Annotated in this window: 15 protein-coding genes; 5 read left to right on the top strand and 10 right to left on the bottom strand. The window is 63.9% G+C overall.

Going from position 1 to position 15,550, the window contains the following annotated elements; translation table 11 throughout:
• Positions 1 to 136: 136 nt before the first annotated feature.
• Positions 137 to 1,441 (bottom strand): nicotinate phosphoribosyltransferase, encoded by a 1,305-nt coding sequence (gene pncB / locus A9K71_RS19120; protein WP_066999205.1) that lies wholly within the window; start codon positions 1,439 to 1,441, stop codon positions 137 to 139.
• Here pncB and A9K71_RS31635 point away from each other — a divergent pair.
• The gene (locus tag A9K71_RS31635; protein ID WP_156752711.1) at positions 1,435 to 1,713 is read left to right on the top strand and encodes a hypothetical protein; all 279 of its coding nucleotides are present in this window, start codon (positions 1,435 to 1,437) and stop codon (positions 1,711 to 1,713) included. The genes pncB and A9K71_RS31635 overlap by 7 nt on opposite strands.
• Before the next feature lie 25 nt (positions 1,714 to 1,738).
• Here the strand turns inward: A9K71_RS31635 and gcvA are convergent, their stop codons facing one another.
• Positions 1,739 to 2,722 (bottom strand): transcriptional regulator GcvA, encoded by a 984-nt coding sequence (gene gcvA, locus A9K71_RS19115; RefSeq protein ID WP_066999203.1) that lies wholly within the window; start codon positions 2,720 to 2,722, stop codon positions 1,739 to 1,741.
• Positions 2,723 to 2,938: 216 nt separating this feature from the next.
• Here gcvA and speB point away from each other — a divergent pair, with 216 nt between their 5' ends.
• The 4 genes from speB to A9K71_RS19095 all read left to right on the top strand — a co-directional run bounded on the left by speB (position 2,939) and on the right by A9K71_RS19095 (position 6,382).
• Positions 2,939 to 3,994 (top strand): agmatinase, encoded by a 1,056-nt coding sequence (speB, locus tag A9K71_RS19110; RefSeq protein ID WP_066999201.1) that lies wholly within the window; start codon positions 2,939 to 2,941, stop codon positions 3,992 to 3,994.
• 189 nt (positions 3,995 to 4,183) lie between these two features.
• Positions 4,184 to 4,984, top strand: coding sequence for a transporter substrate-binding domain-containing protein (locus tag A9K71_RS19105; RefSeq protein ID WP_066999199.1), 801 nt, complete (start codon positions 4,184 to 4,186; stop codon positions 4,982 to 4,984).
• A gap of 88 nt (positions 4,985 to 5,072) precedes the next feature.
• Positions 5,073 to 5,741 (top strand): amino acid ABC transporter permease, encoded by a 669-nt coding sequence (locus A9K71_RS19100; RefSeq protein ID WP_066999196.1) that lies wholly within the window; start codon positions 5,073 to 5,075, stop codon positions 5,739 to 5,741.
• A complete protein-coding gene (locus A9K71_RS19095) occupies positions 5,738 to 6,382 on the top strand; it encodes an amino acid ABC transporter permease (protein ID WP_066999193.1) in 645 nt (214 codons plus the stop codon). The genes A9K71_RS19100 and A9K71_RS19095 overlap by 4 nt, the downstream gene beginning before the upstream one ends.
• Before the next feature lie 40 nt (positions 6,383 to 6,422).
• Here the strand turns inward: A9K71_RS19095 and A9K71_RS19090 are convergent, their stop codons facing one another.
• The 8 genes from A9K71_RS19090 to A9K71_RS19055 form a co-directional block, all read right to left on the bottom strand.
• Positions 6,423 to 7,826 (bottom strand): MATE family efflux transporter, encoded by a 1,404-nt coding sequence (locus tag A9K71_RS19090; RefSeq protein ID WP_066999190.1) that lies wholly within the window; start codon positions 7,824 to 7,826, stop codon positions 6,423 to 6,425.
• Between the two features lie 165 nt (positions 7,827 to 7,991).
• Positions 7,992 to 9,578: an FGGY-family carbohydrate kinase gene (locus tag A9K71_RS19085; RefSeq protein ID WP_082980595.1), complete on the bottom strand. Its 1,587-nt coding sequence runs from the start codon at positions 9,576 to 9,578 to the stop codon at positions 7,992 to 7,994.
• Positions 9,572 to 10,255, bottom strand: a complete 684-nt coding sequence (locus tag A9K71_RS19080) for an HAD family hydrolase (protein WP_066999184.1) — start codon at positions 10,253 to 10,255, stop codon at positions 9,572 to 9,574. The genes A9K71_RS19085 and A9K71_RS19080 overlap by 7 nt, the downstream gene beginning before the upstream one ends.
• A gap of 21 nt (positions 10,256 to 10,276) precedes the next feature.
• The gene (locus tag A9K71_RS19075) at positions 10,277 to 11,755 is read right to left on the bottom strand and encodes a mannitol dehydrogenase family protein (protein WP_066999181.1); all 1,479 of its coding nucleotides are present in this window, start codon (positions 11,753 to 11,755) and stop codon (positions 10,277 to 10,279) included.
• A 155-nt stretch (positions 11,756 to 11,910) separates the two neighbouring features.
• Positions 11,911 to 12,681 (bottom strand): L-iditol 2-dehydrogenase, encoded by a 771-nt coding sequence (locus tag A9K71_RS19070; protein WP_066999178.1) that lies wholly within the window; start codon positions 12,679 to 12,681, stop codon positions 11,911 to 11,913.
• Positions 12,678 to 13,682 (bottom strand): ABC transporter ATP-binding protein, encoded by a 1,005-nt coding sequence (locus A9K71_RS19065; RefSeq protein ID WP_066999175.1) that lies wholly within the window; start codon positions 13,680 to 13,682, stop codon positions 12,678 to 12,680. The genes A9K71_RS19070 and A9K71_RS19065 overlap by 4 nt, the downstream gene beginning before the upstream one ends.
• Positions 13,683 to 13,716: 34 nt before the next feature.
• Positions 13,717 to 14,541 (bottom strand): carbohydrate ABC transporter permease, encoded by an 825-nt coding sequence (locus tag A9K71_RS19060; RefSeq protein ID WP_066999172.1) that lies wholly within the window; start codon positions 14,539 to 14,541, stop codon positions 13,717 to 13,719.
• An 11-nt stretch (positions 14,542 to 14,552) separates the two neighbouring features.
• The gene (locus tag A9K71_RS19055; RefSeq protein ID WP_066999170.1) at positions 14,553 to 15,425 is read right to left on the bottom strand and encodes a sugar ABC transporter permease; all 873 of its coding nucleotides are present in this window, start codon (positions 15,423 to 15,425) and stop codon (positions 14,553 to 14,555) included.
• Positions 15,426 to 15,550 lie beyond the last annotated feature (125 nt).

The raw sequence follows: 15,550 nt of genomic DNA, 5'->3' as shown, positions 1-15,550 counted from the left end.
GGGGAGGAGGGCAAGGGCGGTGGCTAAGCAAGCCAAATCCGAAGGCTTACACCCTACGGCGAAGGAACTCGGCCGATCGAGGCTCGCTGTCTCGAGTGACAAAGCCGGATCAGCACTGGTCACTGATGGCGACCCCTCACACCTTGACCAGCTGCTCCACCCGCCCCTTCTCGCCGAAGATCCGCAAATAGCGCTTGATCTCCTTCTCATCGCCGGTCGACTTGGCGGGGTTGTCGGAGAGCTTGACCGCCGGCCGGCCATTGGCTTCGCTGACCTTGCAGACCAGCGAGATGGCGTCGAGGCTGCTGGTCTCGGTCGGCGCGCAGCCTTCGAAATCATTGGTGAGGTTGGTGCCCCAGCCGAAGGACATGCGCACCTTGCCGCGGAAATGCTTGTAGGTCTCCTCGATGGTCTCGACCTCGAGCCCGTCGGAGAAGATGAGCAGCTTCTGTTTCGGATCCTTGCCCTTCTCGCGCCACCAGGAGAGGATCTTCTCGCCGCCTTCGATCGGCGGCGCGCTGTCGGGGCGGAAGCCGGTCCAGTCGGCAATCCAGTCCGGCGCGTCGCGCAGGAAAGCGGCGGTGCCGAACGTATCGGGCAGCACGATCAGCAGATTGCCGCCATAATAGCGCTGCCAGTCCTGCAGCACCTTGTAGGGCGCCTGCCTCAGCTCCTCAACGGAATTGGCAAGTGCCGCAAACACCATAGGCAGCTCGTGCGCATTGGTGCCGAGCGCCTCGAGGTCGTTGTCCATGGCCAGAAGCACGTTCGACGTGCCGGTGAAAGCCTCGCCGATGCCTTCCTTCAGCGCCTCGACGCACCAGCGCTGCCACAGGAAGGAGTGGCGCCGGCGGGTGCCGAAATCGGAAATGCGGATGCCGGGCAGTGCCTTCAGCCGCTCGGTCTTGGCCCACATCTTGGCCTTGGCGCGGGCGTAGAGCACGTCGAGCGCAAACTGACCGAAGGAGCGCATGGCGGCGCGCGAGCGCAGCTCGTTGATGATGGCGAGCGCCGGTATCTCCCACAGCGTGGTGTACATCCAAGGACCGGGAAAGGACAGTTCGTACTGACCGTCGCGTTTGGAGAGTTCATAGTCGGGAAGGCGGAAATCCTCCAGCCAGGCGAGGAATTCCGGCTCGAAGATCTGCTTACGGCCATAGAAGGTGTTGCCGCCGAGCCAGATCATCTCCTTCTTGGTGAAGCGCAAGGTGCGAGCGTGGTCGAGCTGCTCGCGCAGTTCGCCTTCGTCGATCTCGTCGGCGAGCCGCACCGAGGTCGTGCGGTTGATCAGCGTGAAGGTGGCGTCGACCTTGGGGTACATGCCCCAGATCATCTGCAGCATCAGCAGCTTGTAGAAATCGGTGTCCAGCAGGCTGCGGACGATGGGGTCCAGCTTCCAGGTGTGGTTGTAGACGCGCCGCGCTATATCGGTCCGTGCCATATCTGCTCACCCAAAAAGCGCGTCTCGCCTGCGTGATTCCAAGCGCGGCGCCTCAAGTCCCTGTTATGAAGCACTCCGGACGGAAAACCGCCGCGCAGCTCCCAGAATTGTTAACCAGCTGCGGTCTTAGCATTGTATTTTTGAAAGCGCTTCCTGCTTTGCAAGCTGGCCCGACAAAAACCAGCTATGCAAGTCCAGCGATCATGACGCTGCGCCAGAGCATTCCAGCGTTTCACGGCAACCGCGAAATGCTCTTGGCTTTTTTGTTTTGAGGCGAATTTCCGGACGGAAAACCGCTCACACTTTTCCTGGAATTGCTCTAGCCCCGATCACCTTGAGTGCCGGGCGCTTCCTGCGGCTCGGCACACGGCCGGCGACCGGCGCATCGGCGCGGCCCTCGTCCTGCTCCTTTTCGGCAAAGAGCCAGTCGATGAAAAGCTGGACGATCGGCGCCGAGCGCATCTCGTTGCGGCAGACGACATAGAAGTCATCGACCGCCGGCACCGACAAAGCGAAGGGCGCGACGAGCATGCCCCTGGCGAGCAGGGCGCGCGCGGTCACGGAATCGCCGAGCGCCACGCCGTGGCCGTGGACGGCGGCCTCCACCGCTATGCGTGCGTCGCCGAGGTGATGGCGGCGGCCGCGCTCCAGATCGAGCGCGTCGGCGGCGGCCAGCCAGGTGCGCCACTCGCGGCCGTCGTCGCCATGCAGGAAAACGTGGTCGGCAAGGTCGCGCACGCTGCGGATCGGGCGGTTGTTGATCAGCGTCGGGCTGACGACCGGAAACAGCTCAAGGCCCGACCATTTGCGTATCCAGCAGTCGCTCCAGCTGCCATCGCCATAGTGCACGCAGACGTCGATGTGCGGCGCGCGGATGTCCCTGGCGTCGTTGGAGGGGATCAGCGTCAGCTGGATGTCGGGATATTGCGCGGTGAAGGAGCCGAGCCGCGGCGTCATCCACAACAAGAGCAGCGCCGGCACGCAGGACACCGACAGCACACCGGTGCTTGCGGGGCGTGTCATGCGCTGCGTGGCGGCGGCGATGCCGTCGAAGGCCGCCGAAACCGCCGGCAGGAACTCAGCGCCGTGCGGCGAAAGCTTCACGCGCTGACCCGCGCGCTGGAAAAGCTTTACGCCGAGCGATTGCTCGAGCGCCTTGATCTGATGGCTGACCGCGCCATGCGTGACGTTGAGCTCGCCTGCCGCCTTGGTCAGCGAGGCATGTCGCGCCGTCGCCTCGAAAGCGCGCAGCGGGTTCAACGGCGGCAAGCGCTTGGCCAAGGACAGCTCCCGACTTTGTGAGATTTTCTCACAGCAAAGACCCTAACAATATCAATTGATTTTTCAACAGAGCTGCCCGACACTTTTGCCCGGAACAGCTCAAGAGACATGGAACTCGCAGGCGCCGGCGGGCAACGATCCAGCCGGCATGTCGGCTGGCTTGGCAGCCGTCGGTGCAGCCGCCGCCATGCAAGCAGTCACGGAGGAGGACCGGACATGGGTTACGATCGCGGCAAGCTCGAAGCGTTGCGCCGCAAATATGGCGAGAGCCATGGCGGCGAGATGTTCGACCCGAAATTCCGCAAGGTCGCCGACAAGATCTTCAGCAAAAGCGGCACCCGGCTGGCGCCCTATTCCGGCATCCCGACCTTCCTTGCCGCGCCTTACCGGCAGGTGGCGGCCGACAATCCGGATTTCGGCGACTTGCAAGTGGCGATGATCGGCGTGCCGATGGACCTTGGCGTCACCAACCGGCCGGGCTCACGCTTCGGGCCGCGGGCGCTGCGCGCCATCGAGCGCATCGGCCCCTACAATCATGTGCTGGAATGCGCGCCGACGCATGAGCTGCGCGTCGCCGACATCGGCGACACGCCGTTCCGCAGCCGTTACCGGCTGGAGATCAGCCACGAGGACATCGAAAAGCGCACCAACCAGATCGTCGACGCCGGTGTGCTGCCGCTTTCGGTCGGCGGCGACCACTCGATCAGCCATCCGATCCTGAAGGCGGTCGGTAAGCAGGCTCCGGTCGGCATGATCCATATCGACGCCCATTGCGACACCAGCGGGCTGTTCGACATGACCAAGTTCCACCACGGCGGACCGTTCCGCAACGCGGTCCTGGACGGCGTGCTCGATCCCACCCGCACGATCCAGATCGGCATTCGCGGCTCGGCCGAGTATCTGTGGGAGTTCACCTATGAATCCGGCATGACGGTGGTCCACGCCGAGGAGGTGACCGGCCTCGGCATCCCCGCCATCGTCGAGAAGGCGCGGAAGATCGTCGGCGACGGCCCGACCTACATCTCCTTCGACGTTGACAGCATCGATCCGGCCTTCGCGCCGGGCACCGGCACGCCTGAGGTCGGCGGACTGACGACGCGGGAGGTGCTCGAGCTGCTGCGCGGCCTGAAGGGCCTCAACATCGTCGGCGGCGACGTCGTCGAGGTGGCGCCGCAATATGACGCGACCACCAATACCGCCCATGTCGGCGCGCAGGTCCTGTTCGAGATCCTGAGCCTCATGGTGTTCAGCCCGGCAATCAAGAAGGGCTGACGCGAGAGCGTTTCACCGCTTCATGGAAACGGCGAACCGCTTTGTTTTTACGCAATTCCGGACGGAAGCTATGGCGAAGTCGCCAAGCGTAGACCGCTTCCCGCTTTTCCTGGAATTGCTAACCAGTACGGCCGTCGCGCTGGAGCCGGCGGCCGGTTTCAACAACAAGCTTCCAGCAGGGGAACTAAAATGACTCTTCGCAACACACTGAAATCCGCACTTGCGGCACTCATCATGCTCGGCGCCGCCGGTCTTGCCTTGCAGGCCAAGGCCGACGCCATCGACGACATCACCAAGGCCGGGGCCATCAATGTCGGCATCTTCTCCGACTTCCCGCCTTTTTCCTCGGCCAGCGCCGACATGAGCATCAAGGGCTATGACATCGACGTCGCGCAGGCGATCGCCGATTCCTTGAAGGTGAAGCTGAACCTCGTCAGCGTCACCGGCCAGAATCGCATCCCGTATCTCACCGACAAGCGCGTCGATATCTTGATGAGCGTCGGCTATTCGAAGGAGCGCGAGCAGGTGATCGATTTCGCCGCCGCCTACGCGCCCTATTACATCGCCGTCATCGGCCCGGCCGAGCTTGCCGTCAAAGGCAAGGACGACCTTGCCGACAAGTCGATCGCCGTCAATCGCGGCACGCTGGAGGATACCTCGCTCACCCAGGCGGCGCCCGCCTCGGCCGACATCCGCCGTTTCGACAACTACAATTCCGTCATCCAGGCCTTCATCTCCGGACAGACGCAGCTGATGGTGGTCGGCAACGATGTCGGCGCGCAGGTGCTGGCCAAGCAGGTTGCATTGAAGCCCGAGCAGAAGTTCCAGCTGCTGACCTCGCCCTCGCATATCGGCCTCAACAAGAACGAGGACAGGCTGAAGAAGGCGGTGAACGATGCGGTCGCCAAGATGCTGGCGGACGGCAAGCTGGACGAGAGCTCGAAGGCCTGGCTGAAGACGCCGCTCAATCCCGACAACCTCAAGGATTGATCCCCGGAGCGGTTCAGCGCGCCTGAAGCGCTGAACCGCTCCCGTACTTGCTTCTTGCGCTACACGCTTTCCAACAGGGCCAATCGCGATGGGCTACAGCCTCGACTTCGGCTGGCTTGCGGGTGCAGCGGGCGCGATCGCGCGCGGCGCGGCGATGACGCTGCTTCTGATCGTCGTCACCACGCTGGCCGGCACTTTCCTCAGCATCTTGGGCGCCGCCGGCCGCCGGAACGGCCCGAGGCCGCTCAAGCTGGCGATCGGCTGGTATGTCGAGGTGATGCGCAACACGCCGTTCCTGGTGCAGTTGTTCTTCATCTTCTTCGGCCTGCCCAGCCTCGGCATCCGACTCGATCCGATCCTGGCCGCCATGCTGGCGATGACCCTCAACATGGCGGCCTACACGATCGAGATCGTCGGCGCAGGTCTGGACGCGGTGCCGCGCGGGCAGACGGAGGCGGCACTTGCGCTCGGCCTCAGGCCCAGACAGGTGTTCATCAAGATCGTGCTGCCGCAGGCGCTGAAAGTGATCTATCCGGCGCTGACTAGCCAGATCGTCATCATGATGCTGGAATCGGCCGTGGTGTCGCAGATCGCGGTGCGCGAACTGACCTACGAAGCCGACATGCTGCAGGCGCGCACCTTCCGGGCCTTCGAAACCTATCTGGTGGTGACCATGGTCTATCTCGGCCTGTCGATGGGGCTGCGCCGGCTGCTGGTCAGCGGCGGACGCCGCGCACTCGGAGCCGGCGTGTCATGATCGAATTCACCCTCTGGGACATATTGCGCAACCTTCTGCTCGCCGCGCGCTGGACGGTGCTGTTGTCGCTTGCGGCCTTCGTCGGCGGCGCGCTGGTCGGGCTGGTCGTGCTGTTCTTCCGCATAGCCAAGAACAAATGGATCAAGCGGATCGCTTCCGGCTATATCGCGCTGTTCCAGGGCACGCCGCTCCTCATGCAGCTTTTCCTGATGTTCTTCGGCCTGCCGATGTTGGGGCTGCGCATCGAGCCATGGACCGCCGCGGCGCTCGGCCTCACCTTCTTTGCCAGCGCCTATCTCGCCGAGATCTGGCGCAGCGGTGTCGATGCGCTGCCGCGCGGCCAGTGGGACGCCGGCGCCAGCCTCGGACTGCATTATCTGCAGGAACTCAGGCTGATCATCCTGCCGCAGGCCTTCGCCATCACGCGCGCCCCGACCGTCGGCTTCCTGGTGCAGCTGATCAAATCGACGGCCCTGACCTCGATCATCGGTTTCGAGGAGTTGGTCAGGACCTCCAACGCGATCAACAACGCGACCTTCGAGCCGTTCACCGTCTACGGCCTGGTGGCGCTGATCTTCTTCGTGATGTGCTTCCCGCTGACGCAATATGCGCGGCGGCTTGAGCGTGTCGCCGCACACTGAAGGTCGACGAGGGCCGCCGCCTGACCGGCGGCCGCTCTTCTCAATGGCTGAACGACAGCGCCGGCGCGATGCGATCGCGCCGCAGCCAACGGACGAGCAGGAGCACCGCCACCACCGCCAGGCCTGACGAAAGGCCGATCCAGATGCCGACGCCGTTGAAGCCGAAATGGAAGGCGAGCAGCACGCCGAGCGGAAGGCCGACCCCCCAATAGCCGATCGCGGCATAGATCATCGGCACCTTGGTATCGTGCAGGCCGCGCAGCATGCCGGCGGCCACCGCCTGCGCGCCGTCGAAGATCTGGAACAGCGCGGCAAACACCAGGAAGGACACAGCAAGCGTGATCACCCTGGCATTGGCCGGATCGGCGAGATCGATGAAGGCGCTGATCAAAAGATGCGGCCATAGGATCATCACCAGCCCCATCAGCGCCATGAAGGAGACGCCGATGACAAAGCTGGTCCAGCCGGCGCGCGAGACGCCCTCGGGATTGCCGGCGCCATGTGCCAGGCCGACGCGCACGGTGACCGCCTGGTTGAGGCCGAGCGGCACCATGAAGGAGATCGAGGCGATCTGGATGGCAATCGCGTGGGCTGCCAGCGAATCCGCGTCGATCAGACCCATCAGCAGGGCTGCCGCATTGAAGATCGTCACCTCGAAGGCGAGGATGCCGGCGATCGGCAGGCCGAGCCTCAGCAGGCCGCGGAAACGCGGCCAGTCGGAGCGCCAGAAGCGGCCGAAGAGGTGATAGCGACGGAATTTTTTCTCCAGCACCACCACGGCCGCCAAGCCGACGAACATCAGCATGCTGGAAAGCGAGGTGGCGAGGCCCGAGCCGGCGATGCCCATCGGGCGGACGCCAAGATTGCCGAACATGAACACCCAGTTGAAGAAGGCGTTGCAGGCGACGGCGACGAAAACGATGATCAGCGCCCAGCCGGGCCGCTCCAGCGCCGAGATGAAGGAGCGCAGCACGATATAGCCGTAAAAAGGCAGCACCGCCCATTGCAGCCAGTGCAGGTAGATGCCTGCCTGGTGCGCGAGGTCCGGCTTCTGCCCCATGGCCAAAAGCACTTCTTCGCCATGCCAGAGGAACAGCCAGATCGGGATCGAGACGAGGACCGCCAGCCAGAGTCCCTGGCGCACGGTGCGGCGCAGGTCGCGCACCGAATGGCGGCGGCGGCCGAGCTCGGTCGCCATCATCGGCGAGGTGGCGAGCATCAGGCCAAGCCCGAAGATCAGCGGCATGAAATAGAGGTTGGAGCCGAGCGCGCCGGCGGCCAGCGTGTCGGGTCCCAAACGGCCCATCATCATGACGTCGGTCGCGGTCATGGCGGTCTGGCCGAGATTGGTGAGCACCATCGGCCAGGCAAGCGACAATGTTGCCCTGATTTCCTGACGCCAAAAATTTTCCGGCGCGCGAGCGCCGGCTTCGATCGCAGACATTTTTCGCTCTTCAGACCACGGCGCGTCGGGACAACGCCCGGAAGCCGCACGCAAACGGCGCAAAATGGCGCCGTTTGCGCCGTCTTGTGAACGAAATGCGACATATTGGCAAGGAGGAGGAGCGGCGACCTATTGAGCCAGCGGGAAGCACAAGAGCCGGGCCTTCTATTGGATGGCGTCGAGCGCCTGCCGCTGGCGGTGCATTTCGAGGAAGATGCGATAGTCGCGGTCGAAGCGAGCGCCGGCGGCCGGATTCGGGGGCCGCGTCCTGCCGCCCTGCTGCATGGCCACGCAAGCGGCGTTCAGGTCGGCGTAAAGCCCAGCGGCGGTCGCCGCGACCATGGCGGTGCCGAGCAGCACTGCCTCGTCGGCCAGCGGCTCGATGACGGTGCAGCCGGTGGCATCGGCATAGAGTTCCATCAAGAGCGGGTTCTTGGTGTGGCCGCCGGTGACGTGCAGCGTGTCGATCAAATAGCCGTTCTCGTTCAGCGCCTCCAGCACATGGCGCACGCCGAGCGCGATGCCGACGGCGGTGCGCCAGTAGAGCTTGCACAGGCTGTCGAAGGAGGAATCGAGTGTCAGCCCGCTGACGACGCCAACCGCGTGCGGGTCGGCGAGCGGCGAGCGATTGCCGTGGAAATCCGGCAGCACATGCAGCCGCGCCGCCAGGGCATCGCCCTCGGCGGCGCGCAGTTCGGCGACGCGCTTGGCGATCCTGGCATGCATTGCCGCATCCGGCTCGCCGCCGGCGCCGTGCCAGCGGATGATGTGGTCGAGCAGAGCGCCGGTCGCCGACTGACCGCCTTCCGACAGCCAGAGCTTTGGCAACGCCGCGCCATAATACGGTCCCCAGACGCCGGCGAAAGGCTGCGGATCCTGCGACATCGCCATGACGCAGGACGAGGTGCCGGCAATCAGCGCCAGGTGCCGGCTGATGTCCTTCTCGTCGCCGGCGAAGCCGCCGAGCACACCGAGCGCGCCGGCATAGGCGTCGATCACCCCGGCGCCGACCCGGCATTTCTCCGTCAGGCCGAGATCTGCCGCCGCATCGGCCGTGAGTTGCCCGATATCGGTGCCGACGGGGCTCGCCTTGTCCGGAAGATTGCCATGCTCGAAGAGATCGCCGATGCCGACGAGCTTGAAGAAATCGCGCCGCCAGCCCCTCTCCTCATGCGCGAGATAGGTCCATTTGGCCGTCAGCGTGCATTGCGAGCGGGCGAGCGATCCGGTCGCTTTCCAGGTCAGGAAATCGGCGAGATCGAACAGATAGCCGGCCTCATTCCAGGTGGCGGGCAGGTTGCGCTTCAGCCACATCAGCTTCGGCGTTTCCATTTCCGGCGACATCACCCCGCCGATATAGTCGAGCACCGCATGGCCGCTTCTGGTGCATTCGTCGGCTTCGGCGATGGCGCGATGGTCGAGCCAGACAATGGTATCCCAGCGCTTCTCGCCGGTGACCGAGACGCTCAGCTGATCGCCCCGCCTGCCGCGCACCACCAGCGAGCAGGTGGCGTCAAAGGAGATGCCGACAATATCCGATGCGGCGACGTTCGTCTTCTCGCGCGCGGCCCGCACGGCGGCGCAGACTGCCGACCAGATATTTTCCGAATCGTGCTCCGCGTGATCGGGCTTAGGCTGGTGCATGGCGATCGGCCGCTCGGCGCGGCCGAGCAGATTGCCTTCAGAGTCGAGAATGCCCGCGCGAGCGCTCCCGGTGCCGACATCGACCGCGCAAACAAAACTCGTCAAGATGCTTTTACTCTCGCTCCCAGGTCTGCAATCAGGTCGGGCAATTGCAGCATGTCAGCGAATATAAAGTCCGGTTCGGTCGACGCAAGCCGCACCTTGAGCGCAGGGTTGTTTGCATGCGATCCGCCGGTGAAGGCAAAGACACGCATCCCCGCCGCCCGCGCCGCGGCGATGCCGGCCGGGCTGTCCTCGATGACAAGGCATTTGCCAGGATCAGCGCACATCGCGGCGGCGGCATGGAGGAACAGGTCCGGCGCCGGCTTGCCGCGCTTAACCATGGCGGCGCTGAAGAGGTGCGGCTCCAGCAGGCCGAGCAGGCCGGTGACCTCGAGCGCGTAGCGGATGCGCTCCAGCGTGCCGGAAGAGGCGACGCAATAGGGCAGGCCAAGCTTCGGCAGGATCTCCTTGATGCCGGGGATCGGCTTCAGCTCCTCGCGGAACTTGCGCATCAGCTCGACGCGCATGGCGGTGAGATGCTGGTCGCTGATCTCAAGGCCGAAATCGCTGCCGAGGATCTCGCGCACGCTCTTCATGCTCTTGCCGAGGAAATGCTCGTAGGCGGCGTCCTCCGAGACAGTGCCGCCGGCGAGCTCGATCATGCCCAGCAACGCGGAAACCGAAAGCGCCTCGCTGTCGACCAGCACGCCGTCACAGTCGAAGATGACGAGCTCGGGCGTCATTGCGGCTGCGTCCAAAGAGCTTCAGAGCTTGCCGGCGAGATAGCGCGTCAAGGTTTCGCGCGCGCCGTTCGCCCACAATTCGTTCAGCGCATGGGCGAAGGCTTCGGCAAAGACGGCGGAGCGGCCGACATCGCCATAGATGTCGTCCATCGCCAGCCAGGCCTCGGGCGAATTCTTCGCGGCTTTGGCGGTCGCCTGCATCCGGTCCCAGTTCGGATCGTTCGGCTCGATGACGGCGCCGCTGTCGGTGGTGCCGAAGCAGTAGCGGCACCAGAGCGCGGACTCCAGAGCCAGGCCGGCAACACCTTTCCCCGCCTTCAGCCGGTCCGCGGCGGTCGGAATTATGAATTTCGGCTGGCGGTTGGAACCGTCGAGGCAAAGCCTTCGGATGGTGTCGCCGATCTTGGGATTGGAGAAGCGGCGCTCGATGAGCTGGTAGTATTCCTCGAGCACCGTGTCCGGCACCGGCGGCACGGTTGGGATGATCTCGTCCCGCTCCAGCTTGGCGAGGAAGCCGCGCACCAGTGGCTCCTGCATCGCCTCATGCACGAAATGGATGTCCATCAGACCCGCCGGATAGGCGATGGCTGCGTGGCCGCCGTTCAAGATGCGGATCTTCATCAGCTCGTAAGGCGAGACATCCTTGACGAACTGGACGCCGGCCTGTTCCAGCGGCGGCCGGCCGGCGGTGAAACGATCTTCCAGCACCCATTGTTTGAACGGTTCGCAGAAGACCGGCCAGTTGTCCTCCAGCCCGAAATCATTGGCCAGAATGCTGCGCTCGCGATTGGTGGTGGCCGGCGTGATGCGGTCGACCATGCCGTTCGGGAAAGCGACGTTGTCCCTCACCCAGTTGGCCAGAGCCTCGTCGATCAGCCGGGCAAGGCCGATGACGCCGTCGGAGGTGACGTGGCCATTGTGGGGGATGTTGTCGCAGGACATGACCGTGAACGGCACGATGCCGTCGGCGCGCCGGCGCACCAGTCCGGCAAGAATGATGCCGAAGACCGTCTTCGGTGCCGCACCGGGCTGGGCATCGGCGACAATGTCGGGATGGGCCGGATTGAACTTTCCGGAGGCCGGATCGATGAAATAGCCGCCTTCGGTGATGGTCAGCGACACAATCTTGATCGCGGGGTCGGCGAGCTGCTCGACGATCGCCTCAGCATCGCCCGGCATCAGGAAATCGACCATGGCGCCGGTGACGCGGGCGCTCATATGGCCCTGGTCCTGCTCGACCACGGTGGTCAGCCAGTCCTGCTCCTGCAGCCTGGCGCGGCCGGCCTTCTCGCCCTCGAACACGCCGGCGCCGATCAGCGCCCAGTCATGGCCGAGGCCGGAATTGAACAGGTCGTCGAGATAGACAGCCTGGTGCGAGCGGTGGAAGTTGCCGACGCCGAAATGCACGATGCCGGCCTTCAGCGCGGCGCGATCGTATTTCGGACCGGAAACCTTCGACGGAAGCTTTGCGAGGTTCGAGAAAGAGAGTTTCACGGTCATCTTACTTACCCTTTGGCCGATATGCAGCCCGACAATCCAACCCCCAATTCACCCGCTTGGGGCGAGCGGTGAGGGGCAGCATCCGTTTGCCGGTATGCGCCCCTCACCTGCCCCGCGACGCGTCCTCCCCGGAGGAAGGGAGGCGCGCTTCCCCCTCAACTCATCCATTGACCGCCATCGACGTTGTAGGTCTGGGCGACAATGTATTCGGCTTCTTCACTGGCGAGGAAAACCGCCATGCCAGTCAGATCTTCGGCTCGACCCATGCGGCCATAGGGCACGCTTTCGCCGACGAGCCTCTTCTTCTCGCCCTTCGGCCGGTTCTCATATTTGGCGAACAGCGAATCGACGTGATCCCAATGCTCGCCGTCGACGACGCCCGGTGCGATGGCGTTGACGTTGATGCGGTGCTTGATCAGGTCGAGTCCGGCCGACTGGGTAAGCGAGATGACGGCGGCCTTGGTGGCGCAATAGACCGCGACCAGCGGCTCGCCGCGGCGTCCGGCTTGGCTCGCCATGTTGATGATCCTGCCGCCCCGGCCGGCAGCGATCATCGAGCGGGCCGCGGCCTGCAGCATGAACAGCGTGCCGGCGACATTGACGGAGCAGAGCTTGTCGTAGCTCGCGCGGCTGATCTCGACGATGGGCGCAAGGTCGAACAAGGCGGCATTGTTGATCAGGATGTCGAGGCCGCCCGCCTTCGCTTCGACGGCTTTCACGCTGGCCTCGATCGAGGACTGGTCGGTGACGTCGAGCCGGATCGCGTAAGCGGCAGAGCCGATATCCTTCGCCGTCGCTTCCGCCGCTTCGAGATTGATGTCGGCAATCGCCACCGTGGCGCCTTCGCGAACATAGGCTTCGGCGAAGGCCCTGCCGATGCCCCGCGCCGATCCGGTGATCAGCGCCGATTTGCCTTTGAGCCTCACTGCGCCAGCGCCTTGCCGTCGGCGCCGAAGCGATGGAGCTTGGCCTTGTCGGGCGTCAGGTAGACGGTGTCGCCGTGCTTGACGGCAACCTCGCCGTCGGCGCGCACATTGATCGTGCCGATGCCGTCGGTCTGGACATGCAGGAAGGTGTCGGAGCCGAGATGCTCGGCAACGCCGACCGTCGCCTTCCAGTCGCCCGCCGTGGTCGAGATGTTGATGTGCTCCGGCCGGATGCCGATGGTCTTGGCGCCATATTTGTCGGCCGGCGCGCCTTCGATCAAGTTCATCTTCGGCGAGCCGATGAAGCCGGCGACGAACAGGTTCTTCGGCGTCTTGTAGAGTTCCATCGGCGAGCCGACCTGCTCGATGTTGCCGGCATTTAGCACGACGATCTTGTCGGCCATGGTCATGGCCTCGACCTGGTCGTGGGTGACATAGATCATCGTCGTCTTCAGCTGATGATGCAGTTCGCTGATCTCCAGCCGCATGGTGCCGCGCAGCGCGGCGTCGAGGTTGGACAGCGGCTCGTCGAACAGGAAGGCCGATGGCTGGCGCACGATGGCGCGGCCGATGGCGACGCGCTGGCGCTGGCCGCCGGAGAGCTGGCCCGGGCGCCGCTCGAGATAGTTGGTGAGGTTCAAGACGCGCGCCGCGTCCTTGACCTTCTTGTCGATGGTCGCCTGGTCCTCCCCGGCCATCTTCAGCGGGAAGGCGATGTTCTTGGCGACCGTCATATGCGGATAGAGCGCGTAGGACTGGAAGACCATGGCAAGCTTGCGCTTGGCCGGCGCCTCGCGGGTGACGTCGCGGCCATCGATGCTGATGGTGCCGCCGCTGGTGTCCTCCAGCCCGGCGATCAGCCTGAGCAGCGTGGACTTGCCGCAACCCGAGGGGCCGACGAACACGACGAACTCGCCGTCCTCGATGGCGAGATCGATGTTCGGAATGATCGTCGTCGACCCGAAGGACTTGGAGACGTTCTTGAGCGTGATGTTTCCCATGGTTTCCTCCCGGATTTCGTCCGCCGCTTACGGCTTACTTCACGGCGCCAAAGGTCAGGCCGCGCACCAGCTGCTTCTGGCTGAACCAGCCCATGATCAGGATCGGCGCGATCGCCAATGTCGAGGCGGCCGAGAGCTTGGCCCAGAACAGGCCCTGCGGACTGGAGAAGGAGCTGATGAAGGCGGTGAGCGGTGCGGCCTCGGTGGTGGTCAGGCGGATCGTCCAGAACGCCTCGTTCCAAGCCAGGATGATGTTCAAGAGCATGGTCGAGGCAATGCCGGGAACGGCCATGGGCGTCAGCACATAGATGATCTCGTTCCACAGCGAGGCGCCGTCCATGCGCGCCGCTTCGAGGATCTCGCCCGGGATCTCGCGGAAATAGGTGTAGAGCATCCAGACCACGATCGGCAGGTTGATCAGCATCAGCATGACGGTGAGGCCGATGCGGCTGTCGAGCAGACCGGTGTCGCGGAAGATCAGATAGATCGGGAACAGCACGGCGACGGCCGGCATCATCTTGGTGGAGAGCATCCACATCAGGATGTCCTTGGTCCGCTTGGTCGGCGAAAAGGCCATCGACCAGGCCGCCGGCACGGCGACGATGAGCGCAAGGACGGTCGAGCCGACCGACAGGATCACCGAATTGAGGAAGAACTTGAAATAGCCGCTCTGCGCCTGCACTTCCGAATAGCTTTCGGTGGTGCCCGACGGGATCAGGGCGAAGCCCTGGATCGCCTCCTGCTCCGACTTGAAGGATGTGATGATCGTATAAAGGATCGGGAAGAAGATCAGCAGGGCGACGACCCAGGCCGCGACTGTTGCGATCGTCTTGTGCTGGGTGGTGACTGCGCGTGCCATTCTATCCTCCCTTACTTGTCTAGGTTCCTGCCGACTGCGCGCATGACGAAGAAGGCGACGATGTTGGCGAGAATGACCGCGATGACGCCGCCTGCCGACGCCTGGCCGATTTTGAATTCCAAGAGCGCCTTCTGGTAGACGAGGAACGGCAGGTTGGTGGAGGCGTAGCCGGGACCGCCATTGGTGGTGACCAGGATCTCGGCATAGACCGAGAGCAGGAAGATCGTCTGGATCAGGATGACGACGGTGATGGCGCGCGACATGTGCGGCAGCGTCAGATACCAGAAGCGGCTGAGAAAGCCGGCGCCATCCATCTCGGCCGCCTCCTTCTGCTCACCGTCAAGCGATTGGAGCGAGGTGAGCAAGATCAGCGTCGCGAAGGGCAGCCATTGCCAGGCGACGATCAGGATGACCGCGGTCAGCGGGTGCTGACCGAACCAGTCGATCGGGTTGGCGCCGAAGAAGCGGGCAATATCGGCAAAGACGCCGTATTGCGGGTGCATGATCATGTTCTTCCAGACAAGCGCCGCCACCGGCGGCATGACGAAGAACGGCGAGATGACCAGGATGCGCACGAAGCCCTGACCCCAGATCGGCTGGTCGAGCAGCAGCGCCAAAAGGATGCCGCCGATCACGGTGATGGCCAGGACACTGACGACGATGGTCAATGTGTTGAGGATCGACTGCAGGAAGGCGGGGTTGGAATAGAAGAGCTTGTAATTGGCGAACCAGACGAACCCATCGCGGATCGGATTGAGCGGGTTGTACTGGAGGAACGAGAACCACAGCGTAAAGACCAGTGGCACGATCATCCAGACGAACAGCAGGATCACCGACGGCGCCATCATGAAACGGGCAAGCGAACGGGTTTGCTGAGTAGCCATGACGGTCACCCTCCCAAGGTCAGCCGGATTTAGACTTGTGCCAGAATTCCTGATTGCAAGGTGGCCGCCCGAACTGGGTTTCGGGCGGCCTATGCCGGTCATGATCCGCTACCGGCGTTCGGCAC

Source organism: Mesorhizobium sp. WSM3873 (assembly GCF_001672445.1).
GTDB lineage: Bacteria > Pseudomonadota > Alphaproteobacteria > Rhizobiales > Rhizobiaceae > Mesorhizobium.
Note: the sequence above shows the minus strand (reverse complement) of the source record. Positions and strands in the feature narration are given on the sequence as shown.

Bases quoted from the DNA above. Each gene is read 5' to 3' on its own strand.
- pncB (WP_066999205.1), bottom strand. From the start codon at position 1,441: ATGGCACGGACCGATATAGCGCGGCGCGTCTACAACCACACCTGGAAG.
- speB (WP_066999201.1), top strand. From the start codon at position 2,939: ATGGGTTACGATCGCGGCAAGCTCGAAGCGTTGCGCCGCAAATATGGC.
- A9K71_RS19105 (WP_066999199.1), top strand. From the start codon at position 4,184: ATGACTCTTCGCAACACACTGAAATCCGCACTTGCGGCACTCATCATG.
- A9K71_RS19100 (WP_066999196.1), top strand. From the start codon at position 5,073: ATGGGCTACAGCCTCGACTTCGGCTGGCTTGCGGGTGCAGCGGGCGCG.
- A9K71_RS19095 (WP_066999193.1), top strand. From the start codon at position 5,738: ATGATCGAATTCACCCTCTGGGACATATTGCGCAACCTTCTGCTCGCC.
- A9K71_RS19090 (WP_066999190.1), bottom strand. From the start codon at position 7,826: ATGTCTGCGATCGAAGCCGGCGCTCGCGCGCCGGAAAATTTTTGGCGT.
- A9K71_RS19080 (WP_066999184.1), bottom strand. From the start codon at position 10,255: ATGACGCCCGAGCTCGTCATCTTCGACTGTGACGGCGTGCTGGTCGAC.
- A9K71_RS19075 (WP_066999181.1), bottom strand. From the start codon at position 11,755: ATGACCGTGAAACTCTCTTTCTCGAACCTCGCAAAGCTTCCGTCGAAG.
- A9K71_RS19065 (WP_066999175.1), bottom strand. From the start codon at position 13,682: ATGGGAAACATCACGCTCAAGAACGTCTCCAAGTCCTTCGGGTCGACG.
- A9K71_RS19060 (WP_066999172.1), bottom strand. From the start codon at position 14,541: ATGGCACGCGCAGTCACCACCCAGCACAAGACGATCGCAACAGTCGCG.
- A9K71_RS19055 (WP_066999170.1), bottom strand. From the start codon at position 15,425: ATGGCTACTCAGCAAACCCGTTCGCTTGCCCGTTTCATGATGGCGCCG.